This window comes from Bacillus sp. ISL-18 (genome assembly GCF_018613415.1).
Lineage (GTDB): Bacteria > Bacillota > Bacilli > Bacillales > Cytobacillaceae > Neobacillus.
Map to the genome: position 1 here is coordinate 81,716 of NZ_JAGGQG010000014.1, position 17,233 is coordinate 98,948.

General features: G+C 41.3%; 15 protein-coding genes. 14 read left to right on the plus strand and 1 reads right to left on the minus strand.

What is annotated here, in order from left to right:
* Positions 1-3 precede the first annotated feature (3 nt).
* The 12 genes from J7E81_RS20980 (at position 4) to J7E81_RS21035 (ending at position 13,133) form a co-directional block, all read left to right on the plus strand.
* Positions 4-888 carry an ABC transporter ATP-binding protein gene (locus J7E81_RS20980; RefSeq protein ID WP_215045400.1) on the plus strand — a complete coding sequence of 295 codons (885 nt, stop codon included), beginning with the start codon at positions 4-6 and terminating at the stop codon, positions 886-888.
* Between the two features lie 6 nt (positions 889-894).
* Positions 895-1,692 carry an ABC transporter permease subunit gene (locus J7E81_RS20985; RefSeq protein ID WP_215045401.1) on the plus strand — a complete coding sequence of 266 codons (798 nt, stop codon included), beginning with the start codon at positions 895-897 and terminating at the stop codon, positions 1,690-1,692.
* 12 nt (positions 1,693-1,704) lie between these two features.
* Positions 1,705-2,502, plus strand: a complete 798-nt coding sequence (locus J7E81_RS20990) for an ABC transporter permease subunit (RefSeq protein ID WP_215045402.1) — start codon at positions 1,705-1,707, stop codon at positions 2,500-2,502.
* Positions 2,503-2,633: 131 nt separating this feature from the next.
* The gene (locus J7E81_RS20995) at positions 2,634-2,984 is read left to right on the plus strand and encodes an ASCH domain-containing protein (RefSeq protein ID WP_215045403.1); all 351 of its coding nucleotides are present in this window, start codon (positions 2,634-2,636) and stop codon (positions 2,982-2,984) included.
* Between the two features lie 130 nt (positions 2,985-3,114).
* A complete protein-coding gene (locus tag J7E81_RS21000) occupies positions 3,115-4,848 on the plus strand; it encodes an ABC transporter ATP-binding protein (protein WP_215045404.1) in 1,734 nt (577 codons plus the stop codon).
* A complete protein-coding gene (locus J7E81_RS21005) occupies positions 4,849-6,696 on the plus strand; it encodes an ABC transporter ATP-binding protein (RefSeq protein ID WP_215045405.1) in 1,848 nt (615 codons plus the stop codon). It begins immediately after the preceding gene.
* Between the two features lie 187 nt (positions 6,697-6,883).
* Positions 6,884-8,089 (plus strand): MFS transporter, encoded by a 1,206-nt coding sequence (locus tag J7E81_RS21010; protein WP_215045406.1) that lies wholly within the window; start codon positions 6,884-6,886, stop codon positions 8,087-8,089.
* A 316-nt stretch (positions 8,090-8,405) separates the two neighbouring features.
* Positions 8,406-9,578, plus strand: coding sequence for an ABC transporter substrate-binding protein (locus tag J7E81_RS21015; protein ID WP_215045407.1), 1,173 nt, complete (start codon positions 8,406-8,408; stop codon positions 9,576-9,578).
* 225 nt (positions 9,579-9,803) lie between these two features.
* Positions 9,804-10,682, plus strand: a complete 879-nt coding sequence (locus J7E81_RS21020; protein ID WP_215045408.1) for a branched-chain amino acid ABC transporter permease — start codon at positions 9,804-9,806, stop codon at positions 10,680-10,682.
* Between the two features lie 15 nt (positions 10,683-10,697).
* On the plus strand, positions 10,698-11,672 hold the full coding sequence (locus J7E81_RS21025; RefSeq protein ID WP_215045409.1) for a branched-chain amino acid ABC transporter permease: 975 nt from the start codon (positions 10,698-10,700) through the stop codon (positions 11,670-11,672).
* A complete protein-coding gene (locus tag J7E81_RS21030) occupies positions 11,647-12,426 on the plus strand; it encodes an ABC transporter ATP-binding protein (protein ID WP_215045410.1) in 780 nt (259 codons plus the stop codon). Before J7E81_RS21025 ends, J7E81_RS21030 begins: the two co-directional genes overlap by 26 nt.
* Positions 12,426-13,133 (plus strand): ABC transporter ATP-binding protein, encoded by a 708-nt coding sequence (locus J7E81_RS21035; protein ID WP_215045411.1) that lies wholly within the window; start codon positions 12,426-12,428, stop codon positions 13,131-13,133. Before J7E81_RS21030 ends, J7E81_RS21035 begins: the two co-directional genes overlap by 1 nt.
* 198 nt (positions 13,134-13,331) lie before the next feature.
* Here the strand turns inward: J7E81_RS21035 and J7E81_RS21040 are convergent, their stop codons facing one another.
* Positions 13,332-15,140, minus strand: coding sequence for a TIGR04190 family B12-binding domain/radical SAM domain protein (locus J7E81_RS21040; protein ID WP_215045412.1), 1,809 nt, complete (start codon positions 15,138-15,140; stop codon positions 13,332-13,334).
* 289 nt (positions 15,141-15,429) lie between these two features.
* Between J7E81_RS21040 and ybaK the strand changes: the two genes are divergently transcribed.
* On the plus strand, positions 15,430-15,906 hold the full coding sequence (gene ybaK, locus J7E81_RS21045; RefSeq protein ID WP_215045413.1) for a Cys-tRNA(Pro) deacylase: 477 nt from the start codon (positions 15,430-15,432) through the stop codon (positions 15,904-15,906).
* Positions 15,907-16,118: 212 nt separating this feature from the next.
* A complete protein-coding gene (locus J7E81_RS21050; protein ID WP_215045414.1) occupies positions 16,119-17,222 on the plus strand; it encodes a PRK06851 family protein in 1,104 nt (367 codons plus the stop codon).
* Positions 17,223-17,233: the final 11 nt, after the last annotated feature.

Consider the following 17,233-nt stretch of genomic DNA (forward strand, 5'->3'; position numbering starts at 1 on the left):
ACCATGAATATAATCGAGATTAACAACCTGACAAAGACGTACGGCAAGTCTAGAGGGATTACCGATATTAGCTTTCATGTTGAACAAGGTGAGATTTTTGGTTTCATTGGACCAAACGGTGCCGGAAAATCGACGACCATCCGGACCCTCCTTTCCCTCATTTATCCAACGAGCGGCAGCGCCAAAATCTTTGGAAAAGACTGCATTCAGTTTGCACCGGAAATCAAAAAGGAAATTGGTTATCTGCCTTCGGAAGTTTTTTACTATGACAATATGAAAGTGAAGGATCTCTTAAAATACTCCGCCAGCTTCTATAAGAAGGACTGCAGTAAGAGAATTAAAGAGTTAGCGGAAATGATGGATCTTGATTTAACCAAAAAGATTGATGATCTCTCCCTGGGAAATAAAAAGAAGGTGGGCATTGTTCAAGGCCTGCTTCATGAACCAAAGCTAATCATCCTTGATGAACCGACAAGCGGGCTGGACCCGTTAATGCAGCAAAGATTCTTTGAATTGCTGGAGGAGGAAAATCAGAAAGGCGCTACAATCCTTTTTTCGTCACACATTTTGAGTGAGGTTCAAAGACTATGCAATCGGGTGGCAATTATTAAAGAGGGCAAGATTGTTACGGTAGAAAAGATAAGTACGTTACAAGAAAACAATTATAAAAAGTTTAAGGTGGAAACGAACTCGGCCCTCTCTCCCGACTATTTTAATATCATCGGTGTAAGTAATTTGGAGGCTAAAGGTAATGTAATCAGCTTTCTTTTTAAAGGAAACATCAATACGGTCTTGAAGAAGTTAGCCGAAATGGAAGTCGGCAATTTGTGGATTGAAGAGCCTGATCTTGAGGAGATCTTTATGCATTATTACGAAAAGGAGGCCTAAGAGTCTATGAATATCTTTTTTCATGAGTTAAAGGCGTATCGGAAATCAACGATGATTTGGACCTTTTCGTTAATCATGGTGGCATTGCTATTCCTGTCGATGTTTCCCTCGTTTGCGAAAGATGCGGATGAGTTCAAGAAATTATTAGCTGGCTACCCGTTGGCGATGAGGAAGGCGATCGGACTTAATTTGGAGAGTATATTTACGATTTTGGGATTTTACAGCTATGCTTTGACGTTCACAACGCTTTGTGCGGCCATTCAAGCAATGAATCTCGGTACTGGAATTGTCAGCAAAGAGGTTCGCGAAAAAACGGCTGATTTCCTGTTAACCAAGCCGGTGACCCGCATACAAGTTTTAACTAGTAAACTGATGGCTGCATTCACGTCCCTATTAATTACCAATGTTGTCTACCAGATTGCAGCCAATTTGATCGCGTTGCAGGTTAATACAGTAGATTATAGTATAAAGAAATTCGTACTGCTCTCCTTGACAATGTTTTTTATTCAATTAATCTTTCTAGCAATCGGCATCATCATCTCTGTCATTGTTCCAAAAATTAAATCTGTCTTAACGGTTTCATTAGCAACGGTGTTTGCGTTTTACTTTCTCGGTGTCATTAGTGAGACTTCCGGTGATGATGTGAAACGATACATCTCGCCATTTAAATACTTTGATCACAGCTATATTACCAAACACGCTAGCTTCGAAGGATCTTTTCTCATTGCAGGTGCCGTGATTGTCGTTGCAGCCACTGCGGCAAGTTATATGATCTATACTAAAAAGGATATTCATGCTGTTTAGGGGGATCTGAAGATGAATATATTTTTAAAAGAATTAAACTCTCATCGTAAATCACTCCTATTTTGGTGCATTGGTGTGTTTCTAATGGTGTTATCCGGCATGAATAAGTATGCTAATTTGTATTCATCACAGCAATCAATGAATGACGTAATGAAAGATATGCCCAAATCGCTGCAGGTGGTAATGGGAGCAGGAAGCTTAGATTTATCAAAAGCGAGTGGTTATTATGGGATGCTGTTTATTTATTTGCTCTTGATGGCAACGATACATGCAGCCATGCTTGGCGCCGGGATCATTGCAAAAGAGGAGCGGGACAAAACAGCCGAGTTCTTATTTGTGAAGCCCGTTTCCAGAACAAAGGTTATTACGGCAAAATTGCTGGCAGCCTTGTTCAATCTCATCGTTTTTAATTTAGTAACATTAACTTCGTCGATTGTCCTGATGGCTAAATACAGCAAGGGTGAAAATGTAAATCGAGATTTGATCATCTTGATGGCGGGGATGTTCATCTTGCAGCTGTTGTTTATGGTGATGGGCAGTGCCATTTCCTCTGTAAAAAGGAAATCAAAGAAGGCACCTTCCCTATCGGCAGGTGTCCTGTTATTGACTTTTATTTTGTCTGTGGCGATAGATTTGAATGAAAGGTTGAAAAACCTTAAGTACTTGAGCCCGTTTAAATATTTTGAGGCGAAAAATGTGATGTACGGAGGCGGGTTGGATCCCCTCTTTGTTGTTATTTCCCTCTTTTTAATCGCAGCCTTCACAAGTGTAACTTACTTTTTTTATAAAAAACGAGATTTAACTAGTTAAAGACCGGGGGATTTTCCTCCGGTCTTTTGATACCGTGATAAAGGAGGTCAGGTAGTTTAACCGAGCTCATAATGGATATAACTATATAAAAAGTGTTAATATGAATAAATCAAACAAAGGGAGAGAATCAAATGACAAACGAAAATGAAAACGCTATACTGCCACCGAAAACTTGTTCGGTTGAAAAATTAATTACCGTAAAGACCGATGTCGAGAAGGTTTTGGCGGGTGAAAAAACCGCTACACGCCGGAACGGCCGGTATGCCGACCCAGGCGAAATCATGACACTTGAAGGCCGTCAGTTCGTCGTCGACAAGGTTTATTCTCAGAGCTTGGGCGAGTTGACGGATGATGATGCCCGCCGCGAGGGCTTCAGCACAGTTGAGGAATATAAGCAGTCGATCCTTGCCTATCATCCAGGTATGCCGTGGCTCCCACAGATGCGTGTCTGGGTCCATGAATTTAGCCCGGTCCAAGATTAATCAGGTTAAACAGAAATAGTCCATTCTCTGCAATGGGCTATTTTGTTTTTTCTATGCTTAAAAATTGTTTTATTCCGGTAAACGAAATTATAATAGCTTTATTAATATCACCAAAGGGTTAGGTGAGAGCATGAAGTTTTTATCAAAGTACATAAAGAAATATTGGAAGTCTTTTAGCATTGCCGTACTATTTCTCACCTTTGAGGCAATAAGTGATTTGATGCAGCCAACGATTATGGCAAAAATCATCGATAAAGGTGTTGTGAACCGAGACATTCATTATGTGTTAAAAATGGGCGGCGTGATGCTGTTGATTACTGCCCTCGGTGCCATCAGTGCCTCTGCCCGCAGCGTAATTGCCAGCATTGTCTCGCAAAACTTCGGCACCGAATTGCGCTCCGATTTATTTAAAAAAGTTCAAACGCTTTCGTTTACAAATCTCGATCGGTTTAATCGCGCCTCGTTGATAACCCGGTTAACAAATGACGTCACACAGGTGCAGGTGTTTGTGAATGGGCTGATGCGAATCTTTGTTAAGTCTCCTCTGCTTGCGATAGGGGGCCTTGTGATGGCCACACGGCTTAACTTGCACTTATCCATTGTTTTGGCCGTGGTTGTTCCGATTGTAGCCTTATTAATTGTCCTGAATCTGCGCCTCGGTTTTCCTCTCTTTTCTAAGGTTCAGCAGGCCTTAGACCGCGTGAATTCGGTGATGAGGGAATACTTATCAGGGGTTCGTGTCGTCAAGGCCTTTAACCGCTTTGATGTTGAAATTGGCAAATTTGCCAAAGCAAATGACCAGTTTAAGGATCAATCTATCACCGCAGGGCGTCTGATGGCTACATTCAGCCCGGCCATCATGCTGACGGTGAATCTCGGTATTGTCGCCGTCCTATGGATGGGCGGACTAGGGGTAGAATCAGGTAACATTCAAGTAGGGCATATCATTGCTTTTACCAACTATATGACGCAAATTCTTTTTTCCCTGATGGTGATTTCAATGGTCTTTAATATGTTTGTCAGGGCTAAGGCATCCGCGGGCAGAATTAATGAAGTGTTTTTACAGGAGAATGGTACCATAGTAGAAACGCAGGCCGCATCGCTGCATCATGGTCAAGAAACAGGCAGAATTGATTTTGAAGATGTCACTTTTTCTTATGAAGGAACCAGTGGCGAGCCAATCTTAAAACATATTGATTTAACCATCCTCCCGGGAGAATCGGTAGGCATTATTGGCTCAACTGGTTCAGGAAAAAGTACCCTCGTCGGGCTAATTCCCCGTTTTTATGATGTGACAAGCGGGACAATTAAGGTTGATGGCCAAGATATTTCAAAGCTAAAACCGCAGCTGCTAAGAGATCAAATCGCGATTGTACCACAAAAAAATATCTTATTTACCGGCACGGTAGCAGATAATATCCGCTGGGGAAAAGAAGAGGCCACCGATGCAGAAGTAAGGACGGCAGCCATGATAGCCGGTGCCGATGACTTTATTGCCGCCTCGCCGGAGGGATATGAAACAAAAATTGGCCAGGGTGGTGTTAACTTCTCCGGCGGTCAGAAACAGCGGATATCAATTGCGCGGGCCCTGGTGAAAAGACCGAACATTTTAATTTTGGATGATAGTACGAGTGCAGTGGACGTTGCCACTGAAGCGAAAATTAAGACTGCCTTGAAAAAATATGCTAAAGGCCTAACCTGTATTTTGATTGCCCAGCGGATTACCTCGATTATCGATGCGGATAAAATCGTCGTTTTGGATCATGGTGAACTTGTTGGAGTCGGGACCCACCGCGAGTTGCTTTCGGATTGCCGAGTTTATCAAGAAATCTATCAATCGCAGATGGGCAAGGAGGCTTTGTAAATGTCAAAAGGAAATGAACAGACTGTCCATACACCTCCTCCGTTAAGACCGGGTGGTGCCCAGCGCCTTCGCGGCCCTGTTGTCAAACCGAAGAATTTAAAGGGAACGTTAAATCGCTTATGGCACTATTTTGGCAACGAGCGAAAAATGCTGAGCTTAATCTTTTTCTTTATTATCGTGGATGCCGTTCTAATGCTCCTTGCTCCGTATTTAATTGGAAGAGCAGTTGATGCAATGAGCCTTAAACAGGGTAAGGTTGATTTCAATCTATTAGAAATAATGATTATTGTGCTGGCCTGTTCATACTTAGCAGATGCGGCCCTGACTTTTTTACAAGGCTGGCTGATGGCGGGTGTGGCACAAAGGGTTGTGAAGCGACTGCGCGAGGCAATCTTTCGGAAGCTGCAAAAGCTGCCAGTCTCCTTTTTTGATACCCGGACGCACGGGGAGCTAATGAGCCGGTTATCGAATGATGTGGATAATGTTAGTAACACCATCTCCCAGTCCACGACCCAACTAATGTCGGGACTGATTGTGATTACCGGCTCTTTAATCATGATGATTATCCTAAGCCCGTTATTAACAATAGCAAGCTTAATTACCGTGCCGCTTGTTTTTTTACTCACCAAGACAATTGCAAAGCGCACGAGTGTCTTATTTAAGAATCAACAGATAGAGCTCGGTAAATTAAATGGTCATATTGAAGAGTCCATTTCAGGGATTGAAGTCGTTAAGGCGTTTAATCATGAAGACCAAGTGATTAAAGAATTTGAACTGGTTAACACCAAGCTTCGTGATGTCGGCCTTAAGGCGCAAATCTGGTCGGGTTTTTTAATGCCAATTATGAATGTCATTAATAATCTTGGCTTTGCCATTGTCGCAGTTATTGGCGGGATTTTGGCAGTGAAAAGTCTGGTTACCGTTGGGGCGATTGCGAGCTTTATCACCTATTCGCGTCAATTTGTCCGGCCGTTAAATGACCTTGCCAATATTTTTAATATTCTTCAGTCAGGTGTGGCAGGGGCAGAACGAGTTTTTGAAATCATTGATGAGCCCGAGGAGGTAATTGATCCTCCGCATGCGGTGGAATTAATGAACCCAAAAGGCCATGTCGTCTTTGAAAATGTTAGTTTCGGCTACCGTCCTGACGTTCCCATTATTAAAAATGTCAGCTTTGAGGCCCGAGTCGGCAGCAGCACGGCCCTAGTTGGCCCAACAGGGGCTGGGAAAACCACGATTGTGAACCTGCTGACAAGATTCTACGATGTTACAGAAGGCAGGATCCTGCTGGACGGACGAGATATTCGTGATTATACAAGGGATAGTTTGCGGAGGTGTTTTGGGTTTGTCCTGCAAGATACGTATCTATTTTCAGGAACGATAAAAGAGAACATTAAATATGGCAAACCTGAAGCCACCGATGAAGAGGTGGAGCAGGCAGCCCAAATGGCTAATGCAGATGTTTTTATCAGGAGACTGCCAAATAAATATGAAACAGTTTTATCGGAAAATGGCGGAAATCTCAGCCAGGGTCAGCGTCAGCTTTTAGCAATTGCCAGGGTGATCCTGGCAAGACCTGCCTTGCTCATTTTAGATGAAGCCACGAGCAGCATTGATACAAGAACAGAGCTTCATATTCAAGAGGCATTGCTTAAATTAATGGAAGAACGAACTAGCTTTATCATTGCTCACCGTTTAAATACGATACGGGATGCCGATATGATTATGGTGATTGACAATGGTCAAATCATCGAAAAAGGAAGCCATGAGGAATTAATGATAGCCAAAGGCCGGTATTTTCAGATGTTTTTTAATCAATTTAAAAATGTCGAAGGAGCCCTTGAGTAGGACAAGTAAATTAAATGATTAATAAGGTTAACGGGAATGCACTGGCAGTTGTGCATTCTCTTTTTTTACGGGAATATAATGACAGATGTCAAGACAACTGGTAGAATACCATATGTTCATTATTGTTTTACCTAGATTAGAGGTTTTTGGGGAATAATGTAAATACTTGTTACATAGGGGGATTATCATGAAAAATAAAAAAGAAATATCCACCCGGAGATTGCTCGGAATTGCCGGCATGGGCTGGATGTTTGACGCCTTGGATGTAGGGATGCTTAGCTTTATCATTGCAGCATTGAAAGTAGAATGGGATTTAACGCCAGGAGAAATGGGCTGGATTGGCAGTATCAATTCGATTGGGATGGCCGTAGGCGCACTTATTTTTGGATTAATGGCTGATCGAATCGGCCGGAAAAATGTTTTTATCATTACCTTACTACTATTTTCAGTAGGGAGCGGTGCGTCCGCACTTACGACCTCACTAGCAGCCTTTCTTGTCTTAAGATTTTTTATTGGAGCAGGCTTGGGCGGAGAGCTTCCAGTTGCCTCTACTTTAGTCTCAGAAAGCGTCTCTGCTGAGAAGCGCGGCAGGATTGTGGTCTTACTCGAAAGTTTTTGGGCAGGCGGCTGGTTAGTGGCTGCGGTCATTTCGTATTTTATTATTCCGAAGTTTGGCTGGCAGGTAGCCTTGGTCATTAGTGCGATTCCAGCCCTATATGCCCTATACCTGCGAATGGGCCTTCCCGATTCACCTCGGTTTACGGCAGTAAAAGATAAGCAGAAGACCACACTAGGTCAAAGTTTACAGAAATTATTCTCTAAGGATTACGGACGGCAGACGGCAATGCTTTGGATCGTTTGGTTTTGTGTCGTTTTTTCCTACTATGGAATGTTTTTATGGCTGCCTAGTGTCATGGTCATGAAAGGATTCAGTCTCATTAAGAGCTTTCAATATGTACTGATCATGACCATAGCCCAGCTGCCGGGTTATTTTACAGCAGCCTGGTTTATTGAAAAAATTGGCCGGAAATTTGTGTTAGTGGTTTACTTAATTGGGACTGCGATTAGTGCCTATTTCTTTGGCAACGCAGACACTACGGCCACGTTAATGACCTCTGGGATTCTGTTATCATTCTTTAACCTTGGGGCCTGGGGCGGCTTATATGCTTACTCGCCGGAACAGTATCCTACTATTATTCGCGGAACAGGGACAGGCTTCGCGGCCGCGGTGGGGCGGATTGGCGGTGTGCTGGGTCCGTTATTAGTAGGAAATCTGGTTGCTCAGCATGTGGCGATTTCAACCATTTTTATGATTTTCTGTATTTCGATCCTAATTGGTGCATTAGCAGTCTTTATTTTAGGAAAAGAAACGAAAAATAAAGAATTAGTATAATAATTATGGAAAAGGGGTTCTAAAAAAAGGAATCCCTTTTTCTTTGGAACGAACAACTGATTATATTTAACCAAAATATTAAAAATAGATTGCTTTTGCGTTAAAAAAGTTATTCAACATTACTTTATTGCAATAAAGCGTTTTTTGCTTAAAAAACGTTTTAATTTTCTTATTCTTTTAATTATTTTAAAATAACTGTATAATAGGACTAGACGAACCCCTAAATATTAATGTACAATGTTTTCAGAATATTATAGTTTTTTGAATCAGTAGGACAAAGGTCTTGGGCATTTTTTTAAAAATAGGGGGTAGTTGGATGAGAAAGAGGAAATTAGTTGGAATTTGTATGTCCTTTATGGTAGCAGCAGGAGTAATGGCAGGATGTAATTCAAGTGCGAGTAGTGATGGAGAAAAAGGCGGCACAATTAAAATTGGCGCCAACTTAGAACTCTCAGGCGGAGTAGCCTCCTATGGCCAATCTGCTAAGGAAGGTATTGAATTAGCGATTGAGGAGATTAACAAAAAAGGTATTGACGGTAAAAAACTTGAATTAGTAACGGTCGATAATAAGTCTGATGCTGCAGAAGCTACAAGCGGTGCCCTTAAACTGGCTACACAAGATAAAGTGGCAGCAATGATTGGTGCAGCAACTAGTACAAACACCCTAGCCCAAGTACAAATTGCCCAGGATAATAAGATTCCATTAATTACACCAACTGCCACAAACGCAACCATTACCTATAAAGATGGAAAATTAAATGACTTTGTCTTCCGTACCTGCTTCATTGATCCCTTCCAGGGCACAGTGGCAGCAAACTTTGCTACCAATGACTTAAAAGTGAAAAACGCGGCTGTTTTAATTGACAGCTCAAGTGACTACTCTAAAGGTCTTGCAGATGCTTTTAAAAAGTCCTTTAAAGCTAATGGCGGAAAGATTGTCGCTGAAGAAGCATACGTGGCAAAAGATACAGATTTCCATGCTACCCTAACACGGATCAAAGCCGCAAAACCAGATTATGTCTTCCTTCCTGGTTTCTATGAAGAAGTCGGTTTGATTGTAAAACAAGCTCGTGAGGTTGGTATTACTGTTCCATTTATGGGCGGCGACGGCTGGGATTCTCCTAAACTAGTGGATATTGCTGGTGCCGATCCGCTTAAGAACACATATATTACGAACCACTATTCTTCAGGTGATAGTGACAAGAAGGTTCAAGAGTTTGTTTCAGCATTTAAAGCAAAGTATGGTGGTAAATCCCCTGATGCTTTCGGAGCACTAGGATATGATACGGTCTACTTCCTTGCCGATGCCATTAAACGTGCAGGAAGCAGTGATCCTAAGAAAATTCAGAAGGCACTAGAAGAAACAGATGGTCTACAGCTTGTATCAGGTAAAGTGAAGCTTGATAACCATCATGATCCAATTAAAGCCGCAGTTATTCTAGAATACGTAAACGGCCAACAACAATATAAGACAAAGGTTAACCCGTAATTCGAAAAGCAGAAGCGCCTAGGTGCTGGAGCTAGACAATTAGAAAAGTGGAAACTTTGAACATCTGCTACATTTGACAAATCTTATAGTTTGCCAAGGAATAGGGAGCGCTGATGTCTCCCTATTCCAGTTTATAAAAGAATTATAAGATAACTAGCGTGCTAAGCTTAAAAACTAGTATTTAGAAAAAGAAATATAGGAGTTCATCAGAAGGAGTGTAAACATATGGAGTTAATACAGCAGCTCGTGAATGGAATATCCTTAGGCAGTATCTATGCATTAATTGCATTAGGATATACAATGGTCTACGGTATTGTTAAATTAATTAATTTTGCCCATGGAGATGTCTTCATGGTAGGTGCATTTATAGGTTTTTATTCAATTACTATTCTTCATTTAGGGTTTTTCCCATCCCTGCTTATTTCAATGGTCGTATGTGCGATCTTTGGAGTGTTAATTGAGCGGATTGCCTATAAGCCGTTAAGGAATGCCACTAGAATTGCGGCCCTTATTACCGCTATTGGGGTATCATTGTTTATCGAATATGGGACGATATATGTTCGCGGAGCACAGCCTGAGGCGTATCCAAGTAATTTAGTGCCTTTAAAAGACATGGATATCTTGGGTGTGAAAATCAGCGGTCAGTCCATCTTAATTTTGTTAACATCGATTGTCTTAATGATTCTTTTGCAATTTATTGTTCATAAAACAAAAATCGGTAAAGCAATGCGTGCCGTCTCACATGACATGGATGCTGCCAGATTAATGGGGATTAACGTGAATAACACCATCTCTGCAACCTTTGCAATTGGTTCTGCTTTAGCGGGGGCAGCAGGGGTGATTTTCGGAATGTATTATACAAAGATTGAACCGTTAATGGGAATTATCCCGGGTCTAAAAGCTTTCGTTGCTGCTGTTTTAGGTGGAATTGGAATTATTCCGGGTGCAATGACCGGCGGCTTATTATTAGGTGTGATTGAAGCACTTGTTAGTGCAGCAGGATACTCTTTATGGCGTGATGGCGTCGCGTTTATTGTTCTTATTTTAATTTTAATTTTCCGTCCAGCGGGACTATTTGGCAAAAATGTCAGAGAAAAGGTTTAAGGGGAGGCTTCTACGATGAATATTTTAAAACAAGCAAAGTTTTTCTGGACATCAATCGTTTTAGCCGTTATTTTTGCAGTTGTCATGCAATTTTTAATTACCGGTGGAACAGTAAATCAATTCTATGTAAATACCTTATTCTTTATGGGTATTAATATTATTCTTGCAGTCAGCCTGCATTTAATTATCGGAATTACCGGACAGTTTTCGATTGGACATGCCGGGTTCCTTGCAGTTGGGGCCTATGCCTCTGCGATTATGACTATGAAATTAAGCCTGCCTTTTCCAGTAGGTTTACTAGTGGGCGGATTAGCAGCAGCGGTGGCGGGTCTTATTATTGGGATCCCTACGTTACGGCTTAGAGGGGACTATCTTGCAATTGCGACACTTGGTTTTGGAGAAATTGTTAGAATTGTCTTTTTAAATATTGATTATGTTGGCGGAGCAAGTGGTATGACGGTCTCTCATTTAACGACATGGCCTTGGCTGATCGGCTGCGTATTATTAACTGTGATCGTCATTGTGAACTTCACAAACTCAACCCATGGCAGAGCTTGTATTTCCATTCGGGAAAACGAAATAGCTGCGGATGCAATGGGGATTAACACGACTTATTATAAAGTTGCGGCCTTTGTGCTTGGTGCTTTTTTTGCCGGTATTGCCGGTGCATTATATGCTCATAACTTTTATATTATTCAACCAACCAACTTTGGCTTTTTGAAATCATTTGATATTTTAATTTATGTGGTTCTTGGTGGTTTAGGCAGTATGTCAGGTGCTGTTATTGCAGCCATCCTTTTAACAATTATTTCTACCTACCTGCAAAGCTATCCAGAGCTGCGGATGGTAATCTATAGCTTAGTACTGATTGTAATGATGCTTTATCGTCCACAAGGATTATTGGGGACAAAAGAAATTACCTCATTCTTTAAAGTTGGTAAATCGGCTAAAGGAGGAATACAGCATGACAGCAAAAACACAGTTGCTTAAAGTAGAAAATGCCGGTATCCGATTTGGCGGCTTAAAGGCTGTTTCTGATGTGAATTTGGAATTAAGGAAGGGTGAACTTGTTGGTCTAATCGGTCCAAATGGTGCCGGTAAAACAACCTTTTTCAACCTGTTAACGGGAGTTTATGTTCCAACAGAAGGAAGTATTTCGCTCGATGGAGAAAAACTTAACGGGTTAGCCCCTTTTAAAATAACGAAAAAAGGAATTAGCAGGACATTTCAGAATATCCGGTTATTCAATGAGCTATCTGTTCTGGACAATGTTAAGGTAGCCTATCATGCGCTTGCAAAGCATTCAATTTTAAGCTCAATTTTCCGTCTTCCTTCTCACTTTTCAGGTGAAAAGGAAATGGAAGAAAAAGCAATTGAGTTTTTGAAAATCTTTAAGCTTGATAATGTCCTGCATGAACAAGCGAAAAATTTGCCGTACGGTCAGCAGCGCCGCTTAGAAATTGCCCGGGCATTAGCGGCTAATCCCAAGCTATTGCTGCTCGATGAGCCAGCAGCAGGGATGAATCCACAGGAAACGGAAGAATTAATGAATTTAATCGCGTTGATTCGAGAAAAATTCGATCTTACCATTCTATTAATTGAACATGATATGCTTCTAGTAATGGGCGTATGTGAGCGGATTTATGTACTTGATCATGGCCAATTAATTGCCGAAGGTACACCAGAGCAAATCAAAAATAATCCAAAAGTCATCGAAGCGTATCTTGGCGAGGAGGTCTCGTAATGCTTAAAATTAATGATATGAACGTTTATTATGGCAATATACATGCATTAAAGGGAGTTTCTCTAGAGATTAATCAGGGAGAAATCGTGACCTTGATTGGTGCCAATGGCGCGGGGAAAAGTACATTGTTAAAAACGATTTCCGGCTTACTTAAACCAAAAAGCGGGGAAATCGTATTTGAAAATGAGCATGTAGCTGGTAAGGTAGCCCAGTCCATCGTAAAGAGAGGAATTTCACATGTTCCTGAAGGCCGTCGTGTCTTCGCTAACATGTCGGTGGAGGAAAATTTAGAATTAGGTGCTTATTTACGTAAAGATAAAAAAGGGATCAAGGAAGACTTTGATAAAATTTATCAGTTATTCCCCCGCTTGGAAGAGCGCCGCAAACAGCTATCCGGTACGCTTTCAGGAGGAGAGCAGCAAATGCTTGCGATGGGCCGGGCCTTAATGGCTAGACCGCGCTTATTGCTGTTAGATGAGCCTTCAATGGGTCTTGCGCCGCTGTTAGTTAAAACCATCTTCCGTATTATTGAAGAGATTAACCAAACTGGTACCACGATCCTTCTTGTTGAACAAAACGCCAATATGGCTTTATCCATCGCCGATCGTGCATATGTTATTGAAACAGGAAAAATAGTCGCTTCCGGAACAGCTGAAGAACTCAGCCAAAGCGATCAAATCAGAGCAGCCTACCTTGGCGGGCACTAATAGAAAAGCGTAAGCGCCTTGAACAGGGGCGACAGGCATAAGACGAGCAGGCGAGAAGGCTGTTTTTTAGCCTTCTTGACGGATTGGCTTATGACCCCGAGCCCCTAGGCGCTGGAGCTGGACAATTTTCAAAGTAATTTTATAGTTTCTTATCTCTTAAAAAAGGTATCGGAAAAGAATCCGATACCTTTTACTATTTTAGCCCTTTATTTTTCGATAATCTGCATCAAGTTTAAATTGCTGGCGGCGTTTCGGACTGAGGAGATGTCTGAGTTTGTTTACATAATCTTCATATAACTGTTCCATACCAACTAAGGCGAGCGAAAAGAAATTGGCATAATTCTTTGGTACTTCCCACTTCAATTCATTTTTCCCGCAGATACTATACTTATTTAACTCTTCTATTTCTTCTTGAATCTTAGCTAATTCAGCGGCCTGCTCCTCGACGGGAAGAGAAAGGACATGGTCAATCAATTTAATATATTCCTTTGACCTCTCAATCTTCTCTTTGATATCAAAGTAATCCTCTTTACTAATCAACTGGTACTCTAATTTAAAGTCATTAAGGCGTTCGGCTGCCTCATAGGTGGAATTGACAATGTCATCGCGTGTCATATCCTTTGTTTCATAGCTTAGCATATGCTTCCAGGAAGGCTGCGTGATGGCCTTACGGTGATCCTCAAGAGTGTGACAATACTTCTTATAGCCATGAATTTCAGGATGTTCAAAGGCCGGGCTGGCAGGATCTAAGAATGGTGCTAGTGGTGCGACAAAGTAAAAGATTCTAGGGTCTTTGTTACATGCCAGATGAATAGTCTCACAAAAATCAATATTTTCAACCGCACTTATGTAGGTCTGCCCTGGGATTCCGACCATAAAGAACAGGTCGATCTTTTTGCAGCCATTTTTTAAAGCAAAATTAAGGGTATGGATTACTTTTTGGTTGGTACAGCTAAATTTGCCATTATAGCGTCTAATCTTTTCATCATGTGTTTCAAGCGTGATTTCAATACTGTATTTTGGGACGCTGTCATTCATCATTTTAAAGAATTCCTCATCGGCATATTGGAACAATTCAAACACGATTTCATTTTTTAAATGGAGTTCCTTTAAACGGCTGAAAAATTCCTGTACATAATCACGTCCACCCTGACGGAGGTCATGCAGAATAAAAATAGGCGCTCGGCTAAAGCGGGAAATAAATTGAATATCCTCTACTAACTTCTTCGGTGAGCGTAATGCTAAAGAATTCCGATTGCAATTTTGGTCATAAGCCTCTCTCGAGCCGCCGCAAATCAAGCAGTTTTGCGTACATCCTCTGGCTGTTAACAGGGCAGTGTTTGGATATTGGAGCCAGCCGTTGTAGGGCAACGGGTCCAGAAAGTTCCGGTATTTAAACACGGAGCGAATGGTATAACGATAACCTGGAACATCAATATCATCGAGATCTTTCGGAACGTAGGTAATGGGATTGTAACCGTACTCCGTGCCTTTTTTCCAGGTAAGGTTAGGGATATCAGCATAATGGCTATTGCCCGCTTCTATCTTATTCATAAGTAAAAGCATCAGTTTTTCAGTTGAGTCACCGCGCATAACAAAATCAATAAAAGGATATTCAATTAGCTCTTTATGATAGTAAGTAGCCGATAATCCACCAAAGATGACCGGGGTTTCAGGATGGAGGCGTTTAACAATTTTAGCAAGCTCGATACTGCCGTGTGCATGTGGCAGCCAATGAAGGTCAATCCCGAATGCCTTCGTCTTAATTTTTCGGAGCTTTGCTTCGACATCAAATTTATCACTCATCAGCATCCGGTTGGCAATATTAATAATTTTTACCCTAAGGCCGTACCGCTCTAGATAATCGGCAATACTTGTCAGTCCAATCGGGTACATCTCAAAAACCGGTGAGGATGGGACTACGTCGCTGATTGGACCGGCAAGTAATGAGTTTTTTCTAAAGTCATATACGCTTGGCGCATGTAATAATACTAAATCGTATTTCATTGTTTTCACCTCAGGTCAATTTATGGGGAAATACTTTTCTATAAAAGTAGTTTGTGTGAAGGCAGTCGGATATGTGAGGGTTTTCACAAAGGTCTATGGCTGGATAGCTGGCGATCTGCCCTTTCCCAGTGTAGTTTTGTTAGGATCTAAATTTAGTTTACTATAATAATGGAGTAATAGAGTGACAATCGGGTGACAGAATCTAGGTGATTTTGTGTATATCAAGGTTTTTCAATAAAAAATGGCAATGATATAATCCTACTATAAAAAGGTTAAAAGGATGATGGTGATGGCACAGACAAAAACAAACGCAATGCGAATACTTGATGCAAAAAAGGTCGGGTATGACGTGCTTACATACGATAATAAAGATGGGAAAATTGACGGGATATCGGTAGCAGAGAAGATTGGAAAAGACCCTAACATTGTCTATAAGACGTTAGTAGCCCAAGGTGCCAGTAAAAATATTCTTGTGTTTGTCATTCCTGTTGCAGAGGAACTGGATTTAAAGAAGGCAGCCAAGGCTGCGGGAGAAAAAGCGATTGAGATGCTGCCAATGAAGGACATTCAAAAATGGACAGGCTATATCCGCGGCGGCTGTTCTCCGATCGGCATGAAAAAGGATTACAGGACATTCCTCGATGAAAGCAGCAGACAACTGGAAAATATGGTCGTAAGCGCGGGGAAAATAGGTGTTCAGATTGTGGTTTCCCCAATTAAATTACAGGAAGTAATAAAAGCTGAATGGATCCAAGTAACAAAATGACAGAAGGACTGACAATCTGATTTGTCCATGGATGTAAGATAAATTTTTCATAGGCACTCACCTAAAAAACAACAAAAGCATAAGATAACGTGAAAGTGAATCACCTGCAAATGGGGTGAATTAAACTTAAATATTACTTTTAGAAACCTATTCAAACGTTATACATCTTAAGCTTTTAAGCAAGTTGATTTGTTAAAAGGGAGTGTTGAAGAGTGGCAGGAAAAATCAAAAATTATTATGCCGGCGGTAATACGGCCAGAGGCTTTTATAATCTGTATGATTCCAATCTGCAAGGATTAGAGAGATTGTTTATTTTAAAGGGCGGCCCAGGAACCGGGAAATCCTCACTTATGAAGAAAATAGGCCAAGAGTGGGTCGAAAAAGGTTATAATATTGAGTTTCTCCATTGTTCATCTGATAACCAGTCCATTGATGGCGTGATTATTCCCGCGTTAAAGGTAGGTCTTGTTGACGGGACAGCGCCGCATGTGATTGAGCCTAAGGCGCCAGGTGCTGTTGAAGAGTATATAAATCTTGGTGAGGCTTGGAATTCGCGCGCTCTTAATAGGCAGAAAAATGTGATTCAAAAGCTGACAAACCAAATCAGTCAATCATTTCAGAAAGCCTATGCAACGTTTAAAGAAGCATTAGAAATTCATGATGATTGGGAAAAAATTTATATTAACAGCATGAATTTTAAAAAGGCGGACCAATTAACCAATAAATTGATTGACTCGTTTTTTGGAAAAATAAAGTTAAATAAAACGCCTGATGTCCGTCATCGCTTCTTAGGAGCTGCCACGCCGCAAGGAGCAGTTGATTATGTTCCGAATTTGACGGAGGAAATTCCAAAACGCTATTTTATTAAAGGACGTCCAGGTTCTGGAAAGTCGACAATGCTGAAAAAACTGGCAGCCGCAGGGGAAGAGCGCGGTATCGATGTCGAAGTTTATCATTGCGGTTTTGATCCGCACAGCCTCGATATGGTCATTTTTCGGGAACTGGGTGTGGCGATTTTTGACAGTACGGCCCCGCATGAATATTTCCCAAGCCGAGATGGCGATGAGATTATTGATATGTATGAGATTTTGATAGAGCCTGGAACGGATGAGCTGTTTGCTGACTTCATCAGTAACATTGCTGAAAAATATAAAAACAAAATGACCGAGGCGACAAGTTATCTGGCAAAAGCTAAATCTCTGCACGATGAGCTGGAAGAGATTTATGTAGCAGCAATGGATTTTTCGGTTGTTGAAAAAATTCATGCGAGAATTGCTGGGGAAATAAATGATTTGGCGGCGAGCAAGGTCCTATAAAAGCGGGTAGT

Excerpts from the sequence above, each read along its gene's own strand:
- J7E81_RS21035 (WP_215045411.1), top strand. The coding sequence starts at position 12,426 with ATGCTTAAAATTAATGATATGAACGTTTATTATGGCAATATACATGCA.
- J7E81_RS20985 (WP_215045401.1), top strand. The coding sequence starts at position 895 with ATGAATATCTTTTTTCATGAGTTAAAGGCGTATCGGAAATCAACGATG.
- J7E81_RS21020 (WP_215045408.1), top strand. The coding sequence starts at position 9,804 with ATGGAGTTAATACAGCAGCTCGTGAATGGAATATCCTTAGGCAGTATC.
- J7E81_RS20980 (WP_215045400.1), top strand. The coding sequence starts at position 4 with ATGAATATAATCGAGATTAACAACCTGACAAAGACGTACGGCAAGTCT.
- J7E81_RS21000 (WP_215045404.1), top strand. The coding sequence starts at position 3,115 with ATGAAGTTTTTATCAAAGTACATAAAGAAATATTGGAAGTCTTTTAGC.
- J7E81_RS20995 (WP_215045403.1), top strand. The coding sequence starts at position 2,634 with ATGACAAACGAAAATGAAAACGCTATACTGCCACCGAAAACTTGTTCG.
- ybaK (WP_215045413.1), top strand. The coding sequence starts at position 15,430 with ATGGCACAGACAAAAACAAACGCAATGCGAATACTTGATGCAAAAAAG.
- J7E81_RS21015 (WP_215045407.1), top strand. The coding sequence starts at position 8,406 with ATGAGAAAGAGGAAATTAGTTGGAATTTGTATGTCCTTTATGGTAGCA.
- J7E81_RS21030 (WP_215045410.1), top strand. The coding sequence starts at position 11,647 with ATGACAGCAAAAACACAGTTGCTTAAAGTAGAAAATGCCGGTATCCGA.
- J7E81_RS21010 (WP_215045406.1), top strand. The coding sequence starts at position 6,884 with ATGAAAAATAAAAAAGAAATATCCACCCGGAGATTGCTCGGAATTGCC.
- J7E81_RS20990 (WP_215045402.1), top strand. The coding sequence starts at position 1,705 with ATGAATATATTTTTAAAAGAATTAAACTCTCATCGTAAATCACTCCTA.
- J7E81_RS21025 (WP_215045409.1), top strand. The coding sequence starts at position 10,698 with ATGAATATTTTAAAACAAGCAAAGTTTTTCTGGACATCAATCGTTTTA.
- J7E81_RS21005 (WP_215045405.1), top strand. The coding sequence starts at position 4,849 with ATGTCAAAAGGAAATGAACAGACTGTCCATACACCTCCTCCGTTAAGA.
- J7E81_RS21040 (WP_215045412.1), bottom strand. The coding sequence starts at position 15,140 with ATGAAATACGATTTAGTATTATTACATGCGCCAAGCGTATATGACTTT.